13 protein-coding genes, 1 tRNA gene and 1 other RNA gene are annotated in these 18201 nt (G+C 72.0%); 5 read left to right on the top strand and 10 right to left on the bottom strand.

Annotated elements, in window-relative coordinates:
* Positions 1 to 24: 24 nt before the first annotated feature.
* Positions 25 to 765, bottom strand: coding sequence for a sensor histidine kinase (locus ACH4SE_RS01610; protein ID WP_398541241.1), 741 nt, complete (start codon positions 763 to 765; stop codon positions 25 to 27).
* A gap of 150 nt (positions 766 to 915) precedes the next feature.
* On the opposite strand from ACH4SE_RS01610, the gene ACH4SE_RS01605 reads away from it, so the two are divergent.
* Positions 916 to 1989, top strand: coding sequence for an Ig-like domain-containing protein (locus ACH4SE_RS01605; RefSeq protein ID WP_398541240.1), 1074 nt, complete (start codon positions 916 to 918; stop codon positions 1987 to 1989).
* A 299-nt stretch (positions 1990 to 2288) separates the two neighbouring features.
* Here the strand turns inward: ACH4SE_RS01605 and ACH4SE_RS01600 are convergent, their stop codons facing one another.
* The 4 genes from ACH4SE_RS01600 to ACH4SE_RS01585 all read right to left on the bottom strand — a co-directional run bounded on the left by ACH4SE_RS01600 (position 2289) and on the right by ACH4SE_RS01585 (position 7994).
* Entirely contained in the window at positions 2289 to 4385 is a 2097-nt protein-coding gene (locus tag ACH4SE_RS01600; protein WP_398541239.1) for a SpoIIE family protein phosphatase, read from the bottom strand.
* Positions 4386 to 5164: 779 nt separating this feature from the next.
* Complete coding sequence (locus ACH4SE_RS01595; RefSeq protein WP_398541238.1) at positions 5165 to 5902, bottom strand: type 1 glutamine amidotransferase domain-containing protein; 738 nt, start codon at positions 5900 to 5902, stop codon at positions 5165 to 5167.
* 6 nt (positions 5903 to 5908) lie between these two features.
* On the bottom strand, positions 5909 to 7405 hold the full coding sequence (locus ACH4SE_RS01590; protein ID WP_398541237.1) for a UbiD family decarboxylase: 1497 nt from the start codon (positions 7403 to 7405) through the stop codon (positions 5909 to 5911).
* Positions 7406 to 7427: 22 nt separating this feature from the next.
* Complete coding sequence (locus tag ACH4SE_RS01585) at positions 7428 to 7994, bottom strand: UbiX family flavin prenyltransferase (protein ID WP_398541236.1); 567 nt, start codon at positions 7992 to 7994, stop codon at positions 7428 to 7430.
* A gap of 279 nt (positions 7995 to 8273) precedes the next feature.
* Here ACH4SE_RS01585 and ACH4SE_RS01580 point away from each other — a divergent pair, with 279 nt between their 5' ends.
* Positions 8274 to 11210, top strand: a complete 2937-nt coding sequence (locus ACH4SE_RS01580) for a BTAD domain-containing putative transcriptional regulator (protein WP_398541235.1) — start codon at positions 8274 to 8276, stop codon at positions 11208 to 11210.
* A 413-nt stretch (positions 11211 to 11623) separates the two neighbouring features.
* Here ACH4SE_RS01580 and ACH4SE_RS01575 read toward each other — a convergent pair whose 3' ends face one another.
* Positions 11624 to 12046, bottom strand: a complete 423-nt coding sequence (locus ACH4SE_RS01575) for a PIN domain nuclease (RefSeq protein ID WP_398541234.1) — start codon at positions 12044 to 12046, stop codon at positions 11624 to 11626.
* Positions 12043 to 12258, bottom strand: coding sequence for a type II toxin-antitoxin system VapB family antitoxin (locus tag ACH4SE_RS01570; RefSeq protein WP_398541233.1), 216 nt, complete (start codon positions 12256 to 12258; stop codon positions 12043 to 12045). Before ACH4SE_RS01570 ends, ACH4SE_RS01575 begins: the two co-directional genes overlap by 4 nt.
* Positions 12259 to 13029: 771 nt before the next feature.
* Here ACH4SE_RS01570 and ACH4SE_RS01565 point away from each other — a divergent pair.
* Positions 13030 to 13761 (top strand): DUF6000 family protein, encoded by a 732-nt coding sequence (locus ACH4SE_RS01565; RefSeq protein WP_398541232.1) that lies wholly within the window; start codon positions 13030 to 13032, stop codon positions 13759 to 13761.
* A gap of 469 nt (positions 13762 to 14230) precedes the next feature.
* Here ACH4SE_RS01565 and ACH4SE_RS01560 read toward each other — a convergent pair whose 3' ends face one another.
* The 3 genes from ACH4SE_RS01560 to ACH4SE_RS01550 form a co-directional block, all read right to left on the bottom strand.
* Positions 14231 to 14773, bottom strand: a complete 543-nt coding sequence (locus ACH4SE_RS01560; protein ID WP_398541231.1) for an SMI1/KNR4 family protein — start codon at positions 14771 to 14773, stop codon at positions 14231 to 14233.
* A 230-nt stretch (positions 14774 to 15003) separates the two neighbouring features.
* Positions 15004 to 15495, bottom strand: a complete 492-nt coding sequence (locus ACH4SE_RS01555; protein WP_398541606.1) for an HAD domain-containing protein — start codon at positions 15493 to 15495, stop codon at positions 15004 to 15006.
* 103 nt (positions 15496 to 15598) lie between these two features.
* A tRNA-Ser gene (locus tag ACH4SE_RS01550) sits at positions 15599 to 15686 on the bottom strand.
* A gap of 72 nt (positions 15687 to 15758) precedes the next feature.
* Here ACH4SE_RS01550 and ffs point away from each other — a divergent pair.
* Together ffs and ACH4SE_RS01540 are read left to right on the top strand one after the other, a co-directional pair.
* Positions 15759 to 15855: signal recognition particle sRNA small type (ffs, locus tag ACH4SE_RS01545), an RNA gene on the top strand.
* Positions 15856 to 15897: 42 nt separating this feature from the next.
* Positions 15898 to 18102, top strand: a complete 2205-nt coding sequence (locus ACH4SE_RS01540; protein ID WP_398541230.1) for a DNA polymerase III subunit gamma and tau — start codon at positions 15898 to 15900, stop codon at positions 18100 to 18102.
* Positions 18103 to 18201 lie beyond the last annotated feature (99 nt).

Here is an 18201-nt window from a genome sequence, read left to right as displayed (position 1 = left end):
GGACGGGTCTGCGACGCGACGGGGTCAGCCGGCGGTGCCCTCTGCCCGTCCGGCCGGGCGGTGACCAGACGTCCTCCCCCGCTGCGGGTTCGGTCCCGCAGGCCGTCCTCCCGCCGGCGGGCCGCTCGCGGCGCTCGGCCCGCCCGGGTCCTCGGGCGTCTCGCCGAGCTCGCCCAAAGGCGCGTCGGTGTCGGCGAGTGGCAGCGTGACGCGGAAGGCCGCCCCGTCCCCTGGCGCGGTGTGGACGCTCACGGCGCCGCCGTGGGCTGCGGCCAGTGAGGCCACGACGGCGAGTCCGAGTCCGGAGCCGCCGGTGTGGCGCGTACGTGAGGTGTCGGTGCGGTAGAAGCGTTCGAAGACGCGCTCCGCCTGTTCGGGGGTGAGGCCAGGGCCCTGGCCGGCGACTTCCAGCACCAGGGCGGCTGCTTCGCCGAGGCGTCCGGGTCCGAGCCCGATCGAGATGGGTGTGCCGGGTGGCGTGTGGGCGAGGGCGTTGCCGGTCAGATTGGACAGCACCTGCCGCAGCCGGATCTCGTCGCCGGTGACGACGTAGGCCGTACGGTCGTCCGCCGCGAGCCGGATGTCGCGGTCGGGGGCGAGCAGGCGGGCGTCGCGTACCGCGTCGACGGCCGGCGCGAGCAGGTCGACGGGCTGCCGCTCCAGCGGACGCTGCTGGTCCAGCCGGGCGAGCAGCAGCAGGTGCTGACGTCGTTGACGAGCACGTAGCCGGCGATGGCGTCGGCGGCCTCCTGCCCCGCGCGGCACAGCCCTGCACGGGACGTTTGTCACCGGTCTGGAACAGCGCTCAAGGCGTCCAACATTTCCTGTGCGGTCGGCATCTCCCCAGGTGCACGAGGGCGCGCAGCGATCGCGTCCCGGTGACGCACAGCCGAACTCAACGAAAGCGTGGGGAACATGGCACGGAACGCACGACCGGCACCGCAGCGCAGGCACCGCGGGCCCGCCAGGCACATCGGCGCGGCGCTGCTCGCTGCGGCGGTGCTACTGGGCGCCGGCGCCTGCCAGAGCGGCGCCGCCAAGGCCGGCGGGGCGGGCACCTCGTCGGCGCAGCCCTCTTCGTCGACGCGGTCCCCTTCGCCAGGCGCCTCGACGGGCGGCACACCGGGCACCGGCACCGGCTCCGCCGCCCCCTCCCCGTCCCCCACCCACCCGGCGGGCCCGCCCCTGCTGCTCGAAACGATCACCCCGACAAACGGCGCGACCGTCGGCGTGGCGATGCCCATATCGGTGCAGTTCACCTACCCCGTCGCCCGCACCGCCCGCGCGGGGGTCGAGCAGGCTCTGAAGATCACCACGTCCACCCCGGTCACCGGCGCCTGGCACTGGTTCAGCAGCACCCGGGCGGACTGGCGACCGCAGCACTTCTGGCCTTCCGGCATCCACGTGGCCATCGACGCCCGCCTCACCGATGTCGCCGACGGCAACGGCCGCTACGGCCTCCACGACTACCACCACGCCTTCACCATCGGCCCGGACTGGGAGACCAGGGTCGATGCCCCCGCCCACACCATGGACGTCTACCTCGACGGTGTCCGCCAGAAGCACTTCCCGATCGACGCGGGCAGCGCCCAGTTCCCCACCTGGGACGGCACCATGGCCGAGATGGGCAAGGCGCCGACCGTGCACATGACCTCCTGCAGCGTGCACATCAGCTGCGTCCCGGGCACCGCCAACTACTACGACGTCACACTGCCCTGGGACGTCCAGCTCACCACGAGCGGCACCTACGTCCACTACTCCGACAGCCACCCGAACCCCGGCCAAGCCGGCTCCCACGGCTGCATCCACCTGTCGCTGGCCGACTCCAAGTGGTTCTACGCCCACGCCCACCAGGGCGACCCCGTCACCGTCACCGGCACCCCACGGGGCCTCGTCCCCGCCGACAACGGCTACGCCGCCTTCACCCTCAGCTGGACCGCCTGGCTCGCCGGCAGCACCGCCGGTGCACAGCAGACCACGAGCTCCTGACCCCACATCGCGGGCCCCTCCGGCAGCGGCTGACGGGGCATCGGGTACACGGTCGCGGGAAACGGGTGCGCTCCGCTGACGTGCCCGTGAACGTCCGGGCGCGTCCGGACCGGTCAGGAGCCGAGAAGCCCGGTTCGCGGATACGCCCGCCGGCCATGGACATCACCATTCCCGCGACGTCCCTTCCGCACGGCGACCCGGACGCGTCGCCGTCCGCGACTGCGCGTTCCGCGACCCCGCGGGCAACCTGATCCGCATCCAGCAGCTGCGCCGAGCCGTGCGGGTATCGATGCGGTCGTTCAGGCGGCATGCGGCGCGATGCCGGGGACCGCACCAGACGGCTCACCAGTCGGCAGCTGCTGCTCGGTCCAGATGCATTTGCCGTCCTGAAGATACCGGGCACCCCAGCGCCGGGAGAGGGCTGCGACGAGTTGCAGGCCGCGCCCGCCTTCGTCGGTGGAGTCGGCACGGCGGATACGGGGAGTGTTGAGGCTCCCGTCGTAGACCTCGCAGATCAGGGTCCGGCTGCGCAGGAGACGCAACCGGACCGGGCCGCTGGCATGCCGGACGGCGTTGCCGACCAGCTCGCTCACCAGCAGTTCGGTGGTGAGCACGAGGTCGGTCAGTCCCCACGCGTCGAGCCGTGCGCGGACGTACTGGCGGGCCTGGCCGGCCGCCCGGGGATCGTCGGTGAGGTCGCATCCGACGACGTCGCGCGGGGCGGTGCACCGGGTGTGGACGATGAGCAGGCCGGCGTCGTCGCTGGTCGCCCTGGCATCGGGCAGCAGGGCCGAGACGACCGTGTCGCAGAGCTCCTCCAGGCGCCGGACGTCGTCGTCCTCGTCCGCGACCCGGAAGTACGGGGTGGAGGACACGACATCGGTGAGGACCTGCTGGAGGCGGGCCCGGCCCTCCTCCACGTCCTGGGTGGCCGATTCGATGAGCCCGTCCGTGCACAGGACGAGCAGGCTCTCGTCGGGCAACTGGAGCTGGTGTGTCTCGAAGGGCGGCTGTGCGGCGCCCAGGGGCGGGTCGGCGGCGACGACAGGGCTGTCGACGGTGCCGTCGCCATGGACGACGACCGGCTGGGGGTGCCCCGCCACGGCGTACGAGCACGTCCGGGCGACCGGGTCGAAGACGGCGTACAGACAGGTGGCGTAGGAGTCGTCGCCCAGCTCGGAGACCAGGTCGTTGAGCCGGTCGAACAACTCGTCGGGAGGCATGTCCAGGTCGGCGAGGGTGCTCACGGCGGTGCGCAGCCGTCCCATGGTGGCGGCCTCCGCGATGCCGTGTCCCATCACGTCGCCGATCACGATCGCGACCCGGTCGGCCGACAGCGGGATCACGTCGTACCAGTCGCCGCCCACTCCCTCGCCCTGGGCGGCGGGCAGGTAGCGGGCGGCGGCGCAGGCCGCGGGCAGCCGCGGCAAAGCACGGGGCAGGAGACCGCGCTGCAGCTCCCTCGCGCGGGCGTGCTCCATGTCGTACAGGCGGGCCCGCTCCAGGGCCTGTCCGACCAGGCCGCTCAGGGCCGTCAGGAGGGTGCGCTCCTCCTCGCTGAAGGGGCGCGGCTCGCTGAAGGACACCGTGCACAGGCCGATGGTCCGGCCGGAGGCGATCATGGGCAGGAACGCCCACGCCTCCTTCGGCGACTTCACGCTCACCTGGCGCATCGAGGGGTAGAGCCGCTCGTACTCGGCTTTCGACTCGATGAACCGGGGGGTACGGGTCCGTACCACGTCGTGCACCGTGGCGTAATCGGACAGCGGGAACCCGTCCATCAGCCTGGTGAACTCCTGCGGGTACCCGGCAGAACCGACGGCGTACAGCCGGTCGTCCTCGTCGAGTACCTGGACCAGGAGCCCGTCGGCACCGAACGGGGGCATCACGCGGTCCGCGACGGCCTGAGTGACGTCCTGGGCCGTCACGGCCTGGCCGAGCGCGGCCGTCAGCTCACCCATGAGGGCGGAACGCGCGACCACCGATCCCGGACCGGGCGCCGACGGCTGCGGCACACCGTGCACGTGCGCCGCGGCCCATGCCGCTGTCGCGCGCAGGAAAGACCGCTGCATCTCGTCCGGCTCGCCTGCCCCGCCCGTGAGCACGGACAACGCCCCGACGGGTCCTTCAGCGCCGAGGAACGGCACCGCGGCGGTCCCGGAGGCCCCGATCCCCAGGGGATCCCCTTCCACCCACGCGTAGCCGCCGCGCCGGACGGCGCGTGCGGGCGCCGCGTCCTGGTCCGCACGCAGCTGCGCCCACCCCTCGGCGCCGGCCGGGACAGAGCCGTCGGAGGCCACCATCCGCAGCCGCCCGTCAGCGGGCTCACGCCAGTGGGCCAGAGCTTCCAGGCCGCCCAGACACACCTTCGCCTGCCGAAGGGCCAAGGCGAACACCGAGGTCAGGGTGCTGTCGAGCGGCGCTCCCTCCGGGGAGGCGGGCCGAGCAGCCGAGAACGCCCCGGGATCCACCGCAGTCAGCGGACCGGAACTGCCTTCCGGCGTGGTCCTCGCAGCTGTCATCTCACCCTGCTCACCATTTGCCCAGGGGACGGAGAAACGGAAGAAATCATCGTATTTCCCCCTGCTAATGACGCTAGCACTCTTCTGGAGGAACCTCCTCCCGCGGTCCCGCACCAGGTCCAGCGCCTCGACATCGCCCGGGCGAACAGCCCCTCGCAGCCCCTGCTCAGCCTCGTGGAGGGCGGTTCCGGCAGCCGCCGTCCCCGTCCCGATCCCCCCGGTCCTGCCCGGTCGTCCGGCGGATCCCCGGCCGGCTGCGCCGTCACACGCCGGTGCCTGCGCGACCACCGCGACGACACGCCCGGCACCGCTGGGGTGATCCACCAGGGCCGTGAGCCGCTGCTGCTCGTTGCCGGGCGGCAAACCCCCGCAGCGCCGGAACCGGCCTCGGGACGCACTGCGGCGCCCTGTACCGGCAAGGTCGTGCCCGTGGCTGCCCGGTCGGCCGCCCCGTCTCGGGCGCCCGCCCGGGCCTTCCCCGTACACCGGAGGGCCCCACCGCGCGGTGGGGCCCTCCGGTTGCCTGCGGGTGAACGGTGCCAGTCCGATGACGCCGGTGATCAGGTCGGGCGCGGTGGCGGCCGCGACGGTCGCGGCTCCGCCGCTCTCTTCCCGACGCCTGCCCTGGCCCTGGAGCAGGACCGGTGTGAGGGTCAACGGCCGAGGGCCTGGATGACGAGCTCGGCGACGGCGGTGCCCGAGTACTGCTGTTGGCCGGTGACGAGCAGGCCGTCGCGGACGGCGTGCGGGCGGAAGCGGCCCGACACGGTGAAGTTGGTGTCCGGCAGTGCCCGGGCCCGGTCCTCGATGCGGAAGGGCTGGATCGGCCGGCCGACGTAGGCGTCGGCGTAGTCCTCCTCGGAGTTGGCGAAGCCGGTCCAGGTCTTCCCGGTGACGAGAAGGGTGCCGTCGGACAGGTGTGTCGTCAGGAGCGCGGCCGTGCCGTGGCACAGCACCGCGGTGATCTTCCCGGCCTCGTAGAAGCCGGCGATGAGCCGGTGGACGCGCTCGTCGTCCACGAACGTGTACATGGGTGCCTGCCCGCCGACGACGAGCAGGGCGGAGTAGCCGGCAGGGTCGACGTCGGCGAGCGAGGGCGTGCTGTCCAGCAGGGCGGCGTGCTCGGGGGAGTTCACGAAGCCGAGCGAGAGGAGGTCGGCGGCGGAGTAGCGGGATTCGTCGCGCGGGTCGCTCCACGCGTCGGCGGTGAGCGCGCCGCCGTCAGGGCTGGCGATGTCCACGGTGTAGCCGGCCTGGGTGAACGCCCAGTAGGGGTGGGTGATTTCCGACCACCAGAACCCGACGGGCCAGCCGGTCCGCTCGGACACCGCCGGGTTGGACGCCAGGACGAGGATCCTCTTGCTGCCGAGGATGTCGATGTCCGCGGACATGGCGGTTCAGCGCTCCTCGAAGCCGTAGGCGCTGTTCCAGCGGGACAGGACGCGCTGCCGGACCTCCTGCGGCCAGCCGTTCTCGAAGCTGCCCTTCACCGGCTGCGCGCCCTCGGGGTAGAGGTCGGCGAGGAGGCAGTTGTGGACGACCTTCCCGGCCATGAAGGTGTGGGATTCCTCGGGGCTGAGGTAGACGGCGAGTTGCATGCTGAGTTTGTGCGGGTAGTGGAACTCGCCGCGTTCGGGGTGGGAGCGGGTGGCGAAGGCCCAGACGACCTCGTCGAGGTCGGTGATGTCGATGTCGTCCTCGACGACCAGGATCTTGGGTGCGTTCACCGAGGGTTTGCCGGTGAAGATGACGTCGGCGATCCGGTCGATCAGTTCGGACGACGTAATGCCCAGGGTCGTGTGCCAGTCCTGGCGCATGGCCACGACGAACCAGTGCACGGCAGCCTCGAACGGGTACCACGCGGACGTCACGGGCAGTCCGGCTTCCCGCAGCTGGTAGAGGATCTCGGCGGCACTCGTCGTGCCGATGACGGTGTGGTCCTCCTCCACGGGCGGGCCGGCGGCGACGACGGCCTGGAGCGCGCCGTCGCGGTGGGTGACCGCGCTGACGCGGAACAGCGCCTTCGGGGACGCCTCGGTCGCGTTGTAGCCCGGGAACTCGTTCATCGGGCCCTCCATGACCGTCTCGTCGACGGATATGTGGCCCTCGACGACGATCTCCGCGGTGGCAGGGACGTACAGGTCGACGGTCTCGGCCTTCACGACGTCGATGCCCTCTCCGAACAGCGCCCCGAGGAAGTGGCTCTCGTCGGCTCCCTGCGGCAGCGGCATCCCGCCGACGAACGGCAGGCCGGGTTCGACGCCGATGGCCAGTGCGATCGGCATGGGCTCGCCGATCGCGGTCCACTGCGCGCGGATGACGCCCAGGTGCTGGGGAGGCGGGATCAGGCACGCGAGGGTGTCCGGGCCGGCGATCATCATGCGGTTCACCGACCAGTTCGTCCACGAGCCGTCGGGCGTGGCCGCGATGTTCATCCCGTAGGTCTGGATGTAGCGTCCGCCGTCGTTGCCGTGGATCAGCGGGGTGGGGAATGCGAACAGGTCGATGGCGTCGCCCGTCATGACGTTCTGCTTGCAGGGCGCGTCCTCGCGCGGCACGACGACCGGCGGGATTCCCTCGGCGGAGCGGGCCGCCACGAGCGTCTCGACGATCTCCTGGCCCGACGCGTCCGGACCCAGGCCCAGCGCGAGGGAGATGCGGGCCAGCGGGTTGGTGTAGGACGACAGGGCGCCCGGGGCGCCGAGGAGGCCGAAGCCCGTGCCCTGGTAGCCGGTGAGGTTGGTGAACAGCGGGGCCGGGGCGTTGAGGTCGTAGCAGCGGCGGATGACCGCGCCCACCTCCAGGTTCCAGTCGACCTCGGTGTCGATGCGCCGGAGATCGCCGATCCGGTCGAGTTCCTCGACGAACTCGCGCAGGCTGCGCAGGTGCTTCATTGAACGTGTTCCCTTCACAAGGTCATTCGCCCCAGCGGGGCAGGTCGGGCACGTCGATCCCCAGCAGATCGAGCGCACGTCCGGCCGAGTGGGCGACGACGTCGTCGACGCTTCCCGGCCGCAGGTAGAAGGCGGGCACGGGCGGCATGACGATCGCGCCGGACTCGGTGGCCGCGGTCATGGCCCGCAGATGGCCGAGCGTCAACGGCGTCTCGCGGACGAGGAGGACGAGGCGGCGGCGCTCCTTGAGCGTGACGTCCGCGGCCCGCGTCAGGAGGTTGTCGTTCGCGGCGTACGCGACGGCCGCCAGCGTCCGCACCGAGCAGGGAGCGACGATCATGCCGCACGTCCTGAAGGAGCCGGAGGCGATGGCGGCTCCGACGTTCGCGTGCCGGTGGACCACGTCGGCCAGCGCGGCCAGATCGCCGGCCGACAGATCGGTCTCGTACGCGCGGGTCTGCTGGGCCGCGGGCGTGACGACGAGATGGGTCTCGACGCCTGCCTTGCGCGCGAGTTCGAGGACCTTCACGCCGTACGCGATGCCGGTCGCCCCGCTGATGCCCACGACGAGGCGTCGTCGTGTCCGCACGCCGCCGGCACCGTTCCCGGAACCGTCCCCCGTGATCGACAACGAATACCCTCATTTCGAGAAGCGGCACCACTCCCGCGACGGGCGGCGCGCGCGTTGTGCCGGCATGACGGATCGCAGAGCACTCCCCCTGGGCGCGGTCCGGCGCGCACGGTCCGGCCGTCGGCCCGAATCGAGCGGAATCAGCTTGGGAGGGCCACCTAACCGGTGACTAACATGGCCCTCACATGGCTGGTAACGGGGCACGGCCGTGACACATGACTCCTGCGGAGGACCGTGATGCGGTTCTGTGTGCTCGGGCCACTGGCGGTCCTGGACGGCGACGCCTGGACAGCAGGGGACGCCGAACGGCCCCTGCGGGGACCGTTGCTGCGAGCTCTGCTGCTGGTCCTCCTGCTGCGCCCCAACCAGCCGGTCACGTCCGAGTGGCTGCGCGACGCCCTGTGGGGCGGCAGCCCACCTGCCTCGGCTGCGGCGTCGCTGCACAACCTCGTGGCGCGGCTGCGGTCCGCCCTGGCCGAAGGAACGACCTCCCGGCTTCGTTCCACCGCACGGGGCTACCTCCTGGACGTCGCTCCGGGCGAGCTGGACACCGAGGTGTTCGACGCCTGCCTGGGCAGGGCCCGTGAGGCGCGGCTCGCGGGACGCTGGGACGAGGTGCTGTCCGCGACCACGGCCGCACTGGCGCTGTGGCGCGGCACGCCGCTGGCGGATCTCCCGGACCACGGCGAGGCGTACGTGCCGCGGCAGAGACTGGAGACGGCACGTCTGGAAGCGGTCGAGTGGCGCTTCGACGCCGAGCTGGCCCTGGGGCGCGCATCCGGCCTCGTCCCGGAACTCACCAGGCTGGCCGCCGAGCACCCCCTGCACGAGGCGTTCCACACCCAGTTGATACGGGCGCTGCACCACAGCGGGCAGCGCGCAGAAGCGCTGGCCGTCTACCACCGGCTGCGCCGCGCCCTGACCGACGAACTCGGCATCGAACCGGGAAGCGCTGCCCAGGAGGCCCACCGGGCCGTCCTCGCCCGGGCCGACACCGCCGCGACGTCCGCGCAATCCCAGCCCGCTCCTGCCCAACTTCCACCCCCCACCGCCTACTTCGTGGGACGTGACGAGCACGTCAAGGCCGCACTCGAAGTGTTGACGGCACGACGTGAGCGCGCCTCGGTGGTCACTGTCAGCGGCATGGCAGGTGTCGGCAAGACCGCGCTGGCACTGCACCTGGCCGAGTCGCTGCGCGACGACTTCCCCGACGGGCAGCTGTTCGTCAGCCTGCACGGCGCCACCGCGGGACTGGCTCCGCTCGAACCTGTGCGGGCGCTGACGCTGCTGCTCCGCCACCTCGGTGTGGACGCCTCTCGCACCGGTGACGGCCCGGACGCGGTAGCGGCCCTGCTCCGGTCGCGGCTCGCCCGCAGCCGCACCCTGCTGGTGCTCGACGACGCGGCCTCAGCCGCGCAGGTCCGCCCCCTGCTGCCCGCGGGCCCGGGCTGCGCGGCGCTCGTCACCAGCCGGGCCGCGCTCACCACGCTGGACGGCCTTCACATCAGACTCGCGCCGCTGTCCCCGGCCGAGGGCGTGGCCCTGGTCGAACGGGCAGCCGGGGGCCGCAAGCGGAGTTCGGCAGAGGAGGGGCCCGACCCCCAGGGCGAGGCACTGCGGCTGGTCGAGCTGTGCGGGGGGCTGCCCCTGGCCCTGCGGATCGCCACCGCCCGGCTGAACAGCCGCTCCGAGCTGCCTCTGGCCCGGCTCGTCGACCAGCTCGCCGCGGCCGACGAGCGCCTGGACCGGCTCGAACTCGACGACCTGAGCGTCCGCCAGTCCCTCGCGATCGCCCACGACGCCCTGCGCCGGTCCACCCGGCCGCTGGACGTGGCCGCCGGTCGAGCACTGGCGCTGCTCGGCGTCGTGGACCTGCCGGCGTACTCCGCTCCCGTCATGGCCCGGCTCATGAACACCACCGAGGCGCGGGCCGGCGCCGCACTCGACCGGCTGGTCGACGTGGCGCTGCTGGAGGAAACCGGGCGCCCGGGCCGCTACGCGCCCCACGACCTGGTCCGCGACTTCGCCCGCGAACTCGCCGCCGCCCAGATCCCGCCCGCCGCCCGTGACCGCGCGGCGAGCCGCGCCCTCACCCTGCTTCTGTCCGCGATGACCCGCACCACGAAGATCCTCTACCCCACGGCCTATGAGCAGCGGAAGCTGGCCGGGTACGACGACCCCGCCAGCCCGATCGCCACCACCGCCGACGCCCTGGCCCGGGGTGACGAGGAGGCCGACAACCTCGACGCCTTCGTCCGGTATCCGTGGACCGACGCCGCGGACACCACCAGGGCTCTGGCCCTGGTCCGGGCGGCCTTCATCTACCTGCGGTTCCGCGCCCGTTACGAGGAGATGGGCCGGCTCAACGAGTTCGCGGCGGCCCTGGCCCGTGACGCCGGCGACCTGGTTGCCGAGGCGTGGGCCCTGGACGACCTGGCGGGACAGCACTTCGAGACCGGGCAGTTCGACGCCGCCATGCCGCTGCGGGAGCGGGCACACGCCCTGTGGCTCCAGGTCGGCGACGAGCCCATGGCGCTCGCCGCCCTCAACAAACGGGCCGTGCTGCTCGAACAGTCCGGCCGCCTCGACGAGGCGGTCGAGGTCCTGAACGAGACCCTGAGGGCATGCGCGGCCGCCGGCAACGTGCACGAGGAGGCCTGCGCACTGTCCAACCTCGGCAACGTCTACCAGCGGACGGACCCGCGGCAGGCCCTGCGGTACCACCGGCGGAGCATCGAGGTGGGCCGGGGATCGGCCGTCGCCGCCCAGATCGAGTACGTCGGCGAGGCCAACATCGGCGACGCGCATCTCGCACTCGGGGAACCCTCCGCTGCCCTGGAGCACTATGAACGATGCCTCGAACTCGCCGGCGGAAAGGGCGTGTGGAACACCGAACGCGAAGCCCGGATCGGCCTGATCCGCGCCCTGCGCGCGCTCGGACACACCGACCGCGCCGAGGCCGAGTGCCGCACGCTGCTCACCGCCGCCCGCACGGATTCCTACGGCCGCGGCCTCGCCCACCACCAACTCGGCCTCGTCCTGCACGAGCGCGGCGACGCACAGGGCGCGCATCTGCACCGGCGCACGGCCCTCGACCTCCTCGACGGCACGGGTGCCTCCGTTCTTCCCGAGCTGCGCTCGCTGCTCGGCGAGCCACCAGCGCAGGGCCGATAGCCGCCTGCGGGCCCCACCGGTCATGCCCGGTGCCGGAGCCGTCGTCGCCGGCGTGGGCGCACCCCCCGGACCAGCCGCCCCCAGCCGCCTGATCGGGCAACTGCAGTCCTCCAACGACGAGAGCCCCGGCCGCTGAGCGGCCGGGCCCCCGTATGCCCTGGCGGGCGGGGTGCGGAGGATACGAGACTCGCACTCGCGAGGGGTTGCCCCCAACACGCTGTCCAACGGGTCACGATGCGGTACACGAGAGAGCAGAGACGCTCTGACCTGCGGCCGAGCGAGCACCCAGGCAGGTGGCGGACGGACCCGGACGCGGCTGAATGAGACCAGAACTGAGACCAGGGAGGTCGCGTCGGACTCCACCGAGGGCTCAGCACGAAGGGGCCGCGGAGAGTGGACCGTGTGCCGTCGGGCTATTTCCCGGCATCGGGGCCATACCACTGGAGGGGTTGCCCAGTGACGGCGGCGATGCAGTCGAAATCCCGGTCACGATGGAGGAGGGTCAGTCCTTGGAGCTCCGCCGTCGCTGCAACCACCAGGTCCACCGCGCCCGCGCTGCGGCGCTGCCCCTTGCGCGTCAGCAGTTCCTGGACCCGCCAGGCGCGATCGTAAGCCCGGTCATCCACAGGCACCCAGCCGAAGAGCAGGCGCATGTCCTCGATGCCGCGTGTCCGGTCCTCAGCAGAGCGCGCACTGTAGAAGAACTCCAGCTCGGTCACCGGGCAGGTGGCGATGAGCCCCGCTGCCGCTGCCCGATCCCAGCCGTACTGCCCCGCACCCTCCCGCAGGAAGCGAGCGAGGGCGCTGGTGTCGATCAGGAACTGCGCCGCACTCATCGACGGTAGTTCCTCTTGTCCTCAAAAAGATCCAGATCGAAACCGCCCTCGTCCGCAGCCGACCGCAGCCGGGTGAGCGCCAGGGCGCGCCGCCGGTTGTCCAGCACCTCGCGGAGAGCCGTATTGACCGTGTCCTTCTTGGTGCTCGTGCCCAGCGCCTGGGCTACATCGGCCAGCAGCTCGTCGTCGAGGTCGATCACGGTCCGACTCATGACTACCTCCGTGGATATCAATGATGTACTTCATGATACATCGCTGGATGTGCAGAGGGCAGGGCTGAGCAGGCCCTCCCACAAGATCAGAGAATGCCCGGCTGCTCACGCTGACCCCGGGCCTCGAGCCGAGAGCCCTGCAGGGGAGACGGCCGAGGCAAGCGGCCCATCCCATGTCGACTGGTGACCCATCAACGAAGTGGGGAGCGAAGAGCGAGGCTGGGGATTTTCGGCCAGCCTCATCAGTGCCAGGCGGTGTCGGTGTAGGCAACGCCGACGCCTGCTGGGACCGCTGGTAGTCCTGCGACGTGGTCATGTAGGGGCTGGTGGGAAGCGGGCCGGGGTCCACCGCAGCACCGACGGCCTCCCCACGCTGCGAGCCGGCGGCGCCCAGCGCCGGCAGTACCGCCATCCCCACCGCGACGACCCGCGGCGCCCCCAGTCTCACGGCGCAGATGCTAACGCCTCGTCAGCCAAAGCATGCCCGCCAAAGAGCGGCGTCCGATGCAGTACCCCCTCAACTTCGCAGGGGACTCCCAGCAGGGCGTACGGATCACCGTCGCACCTGGCCCGCTCGGCTGATCCGTAAAATCCGTGACGACACCAAGCGCCGCCAAGCCTGCTCCATGGGCAGCGGGCACCGTTGGCGGGTCGAGGCGCGGCGGTAGCCCAGGGGCGGTGCGGGTATGACCGCAGAGCTGCCAGCCGGACATGCACCGCGCTACGTTTCCCCCATACCTCAACTGAGGGATCCTCGCGGGGAGGAGGGCCATGTTTCCGCTCCACCCTGTCCACCTCCTTCAGCGCAGGTGGGAGGCGCTGAACGGCCTCGCGGTGGAGATGCGTACCCGCGATCCGCAACGTGCGTTGGAGTTACGAGTGACCCGCCGGTACGTGAAGGCACACGGACGGTACTGGTACGTCTTCTCGGGAGCGGCCCTGCTGCTGCCTACTCCTCGCCTGCGACTCTTCCAGCGGCGGCTGCACCGGGATGCCAGACGGGCCACGGCACGCGAGTTGGAGACGCTGCTCTCCCTTGGATGGCGTGAGCAGGCCGTGGGTCTGTGGCTCATCGCCGCCGGCCGACGTGTGGACCTGCGCAATCGCCTGGCAGATATGGCTGCGGGGGACGAACACCACGGTTTGGCGGATATCGGTCCAGCAGCAGCCTGCTTGGGCGAGGACCAAGACGCCGAAACACTGGCCAGATACCTGCACGTGGCACTGGCCCAGGGCGACGAGGACGGACCTCGCCTGGCCCTGGCCGCCCTGCTCCATCTCGACGACCGCCTCGGCACCCACCGCGCACAAGAGTTCCTCACCACCGACGGGCCCTGGGAACGCTACGCGGGGCACGCCGCCGACCCGGACGATCTACGCCGCTCGATCGCCGAGTACCTCGCCCTGTTCTCAGGCGGGCGCCCTACCTCGCGTGCCGAACTCGTCCGCGACGGCGCCTACCCGCCCGGCTGGCGGGGCTGGCACCTGCCGCCCTTCTTCTGAACGTCGGCGGGGAGGGCCAAGTGCGCCGGCCAGCCGGGCGAGCAGGGGGGAGATCGGGGAGTGCCGTCAAGTTCGAGCTTCGGCGCTCGGGGCTGCGCCGATACGGGCTCGCCTGACAAACCCCGGCTGGGGCGCCGCCCGTGATCTCGTCGCCGAGCCAGGAATGCTCCGGCCGTGGAGCGACGGCACCCACCCGGACGTGGCCGCGCCGCTGGTGCAATCCCGAACGTCGATGGCCCCCGCTGCGGGCCGTCGTACGCCGGAGTCCGTCACCGTTCTGAGCTGGGAAGCGGCGCCGCCTGCTGCCCCCGTCGGACGACCACGGACGAGGGTGAACGCAACCCGAACTGCAACCCTTCGCGCGTCAGTGCGGGCGCACCCAGTAGTCCGCGAAGAGCCGTGGTTTGCTCGTGACCATCACGATTTCGTGCCCTTCGTCTCCTGCCGATCGACAGGCGGCAGTCCGTGCTCAGCCGGCTGTCGCGAGCCGTCGTACGGCACCGGGCCAAGGCACCGGCTCGTGCGCGTCCTCCGCCGCCACGACCTCGTCCTCCCACCAGCCGGTCCCTGCCAGCCACGTATCCAGCCACTGGGCCAGAGACGGCGAGTCGAGAAACCATGCGTCGGCCCAGTCCTCGGGACCAGCGTTCGGCTCGAACAGCAGAACAGGTGCGACGGGATCAAGGCAGTCCACCGCGGCGTACATGCCACAGCCCCAGTCCAGGATCGGCAGTACGCCGCGCGGCCAGTGCGCCGGGCGCGCGTCCAGGAGTGGCCCGTACTCGCCCACGACGGTCCGCCCGCTGCCGACGAGCGGCAGAAGGGTGTAATCAGGCCCGAAGCCGCCGTTGGCGACGTGGAGGTAGAGAAGGCGGAGCAACGGCGGCAGGTTGAACCCGAGTGCCTGCTCGGCGGCCACGACGTCCTGCTCGCGGACGCACGGAGCAAGGACCTCCGTCTCCCGCTCCGCGCGGTCACGGACGCGCAGTAGGAGTTCGTCCAAGCCGCTCATATAGCCGCCCCCTTCGCCGACAAAGTGCTGGTGGATGGCGTCGTCCCTTTCCGCAACGCGCGCGGAGCCGAGGTCCCTCGACCTACGGCGCCGCGCTCGACGGGTGCCAACGGCCCCGTCTCGGGGCGGTCCGGCGCAGGAGCTCACCCCCCGAAACGTAGCGGTAGCCACTGACATCAGCCCCGATGATCCTGGTGACGACTCGGAGAGGACCTTCACCCGCCGCGCAACTACGTCTCGAGGTCGGCGAAGTCCGCGGCGGGGAGGCCGTGGCGGTGGTCGACGCGGTGGAGGAGGGTTCGGGAGGGGTGGTGAGCGTTGGCCCAGGTGCGGTCGGCGTCGGTGATCTCGTCGTCGAGCCAGGCGAAAGGGTGGTCCGCGGCCCACTCGACGAGCGTTCGGGTCTTCCAGTGCAGGCCGGCCAGCTCGGGCTCGTCGGAAGGCTCCGGCCAGGTGACTACGGGGAGCTGCGGCAGACCCAGGAGCGGAGCGAGGCATTCGTTGGCCTCGGACTCCCATGTGGTGGCCCACACCAGATCACAGGGCAGCGCCAGCAACCTGGGGCCGAGGGCAGGGGCGACCCTGGCCAGAAGCGGGTTCGCCCCCGCTTCCTGCGGCACGTACGTCGGATAACCGTCGGGGTACTGCTCCCGTGTCGCTCCGAAGGGGATGAGCGGTCCGTCGACGTCAAGGAAGAGGATGGGCCGCACCCTGGGAACGATCACGTCTGCACCGTACGGGGAGACGAACGGACTGCGTCACTCCGAACGTCGAAGGGCCCCCATCGCGGATGGGGGCCCTTCGACGTCGTGCCCGGTGAGGCACTGGCGGAGGATACGAGATTCGAACTCGTGAGGGGTTGCCCCCAACACGCTTTCCAAGCGTGCGCCCTAGGCCTCTAGGCGAATCCTCCGTGGGGAACAGTACAAGACGGAGGGGGGTGGGAGCGAACTCGTTCGGGGGTGGGGGGATCGGGTAAGGTGGGCGTAGCCCCTCACGTGGCGCTATCTCGCTGAACTCCCCCAGGGCCGGAAGGCAGCAAGGGTAGGTGGGCTCTGGCGGGTGCGTGGGGGGTCTTCGCTTGGGTGGGGCCGGTTGTCGGTGGGCGCGGATAGGCTCGTGGTGTGTCGCTCGCTCTGTATCGCCGCTATCGCCCCGAGACCTTCGCCGAGGTCATCGGGCAGGAGCATGTCACCGACCCGTTGCAGCAGGCCCTGCGGAACAACCGGGTCAATCATGCGTACCTGTTCAGCGGGCCGCGCGGGTGCGGGAAGACGACCAGTGCGCGGATCCTCGCGCGGTGCCTGAACTGCGAGCAGGGGCCGACGCCCACGCCGTGCGGTGAGTGCCGGTCGTGCCGGGACCTGGCCAGGAACGGGCCGGGGTCGATCGACGTCATCGAGATCGACGCCGCCTCGCACGGTGGTGTCGACGACGCCCGTGACCTGCGGGAGAAGGCGTTCTTCGGGCCTGCGGGCAGTCGCTATAAAATTTATATTATCGACGAAGCCCACATGGTCACCTCGGCCGGCTTCAACGCGCTGCTGAAGGTCGTCGAGGAGCCTCCGGAGCATCTGAAGTTCATCTTCGCCACCACCGAGCCCGAGAAGGTCATCGGGACGATCCGGTCGCGGACGCACCACTACCCCTTCCGGCTCGTGCCGCCGGGGACGCTGCGGGACTACCTCGACCAGGTCTGCCGGCAGGAGGACATCGCCGTCGAGGACGGGGTCTACCCGCTGGTCGTACGGGCCGGGGCCGGGTCCGTACGGGACTCGATGTCGGTCATGGACCAGCTCCTGGCCGGTGCCGGGGCGGACGGTGTGACGTACGCCATGGCCACCGCGCTGCTGGGGTACACCGACGCGGCGCTGCTGGACGAGGTCGTCGACGGTTTCGCCGCCGGGGACGGGGCCGCGGTCTTCCAGGTCGTCGACCGGGTCATCGAGGGCGGCCACGACCCGCGGCGGTTCGTCACCGACCTGCTGGAGCGGCTGCGCGACCTGGTCATCCTCGCCGCCGTGCCGGACGCCGCCGAGAAGGGGCTCATCGACGCCCCGCGCGACGTCGTGGAGCGGATGCAGGCGCAGGCCTCGGTCTTCGGGGCCGCCGAGCTCAGCCGCGCCGCCGACCTGGTCAACACCGGGCTGACGGAGATGCGCGGGGCGACCTCGCCGCGGCTGCAGCTGGAGCTCATCTGCGCGCGGGTGCTGCTGCCCGCCGCCTACGACGACGAGCGGTCCGTCCAGGCGCGGCTGGAGCGGCTGGAGCGGGGCGGTGCCGGCGGCGGGTTCGCGGCCGGCGCCCGCGCGGCCGCCGCGCCGCCTGCTCCGCCCGCCCCCGCGCCGGCCGCGCCCCCACCGGTCGCGCCGCCCGCTCCGGTGGCCCCGCCGCCCGTGCCCGCGGCTCCCCCCGCCTCCCCTCCGGCCGCGCCCGCGCCCGTACCCCCGGCCGACGCTCCCGCCCGGCGCGGGGCCTGGCCCACCGCTGCCGCCCCTGCCTCTGCACCTGCGCCCGCGCAGGCGCAGCCCGCCGCCGCCCCGCAGCAGGGCTCCGCGGGTGTCGGGGATCCCTCGCGGGTACGGCAGATGTGGCCGCAGATCCTGGACGCCGTCAAGAGCCGGCGCCGCCTGACGTGGATGCTGCTCTTCAACAACGCCCAGATCTCCGGTTTCGACGGCGAGACGCTGCAGATCGGCTTCGACAACCCCGGAGCCCGCAACAGCTTCGCCAACAACGGCAGCGAGGACGTCCTCAAGCAGGCCATCAGCGACGCCCTGGGCGTGCAGTGGCGTATCGAGGCCATCGTCGACCCCTCCGGCGGCGGCTCGGGCGGCGGTTCCGGCCCCGGCCCCGCGGGCGGCGGCTTCGGCGGCGGAGGCGGCAGTGCCCCCGGCGGCTTCGGCGGGGGCGGCTCCCCCCGCCCGCAGGCCCCGCCCGCGCCCCCCGCACCGTCCTACGCCCCCGCGGCCCCCGACGCGTACGCCTCGGCGCAGGCCCCCGCCCGTACCGCACCGGCGAGCACCGCGCCCGGCCCGCCCGGCCCGTCCGGCGGCCCCGGTGCCCCCGGCGCCGCCGCCGTACCCGGTCAGGCCGCGCCCGTACCGCCCGCGCCGCGGCCCGCTCCGTCCGGGCCCGGGGGCGTACCGTCCGGCCAGGCGTCCGGCGGGCAGCGGCCGCGGCTCATGACCGACGAGGTGCCGCCCCCGCTCGAGGACGACATCCCCGAGGACGACGACCCCGACCTCGTCGATTCCGCGCTCAGCGGCCACGATCTGTTCATCCGCGAGCTCGGCGCGACCGTGATCGAGGAGATCCGGCACGACTGACGGCCCCGGCCCGCGAATCGTCCCCGCAGGAGGGGACTGACCTGCCCCGCAGCGGGCAGACGGTGCTCCGGATACGCCCTGCGGCTGCCGCGCCCACTA

Origin of the sequence: Streptomyces sp. NPDC020983 (genome assembly GCF_044333485.1) — a bacterium.
Lineage (GTDB): Bacteria > Actinomycetota > Actinomycetes > Streptomycetales > Streptomycetaceae > Actinacidiphila.
The sequence above is the reverse complement of the archived record's forward strand: the minus strand, read 5'-3'. Positions and strand labels throughout refer to the sequence as shown.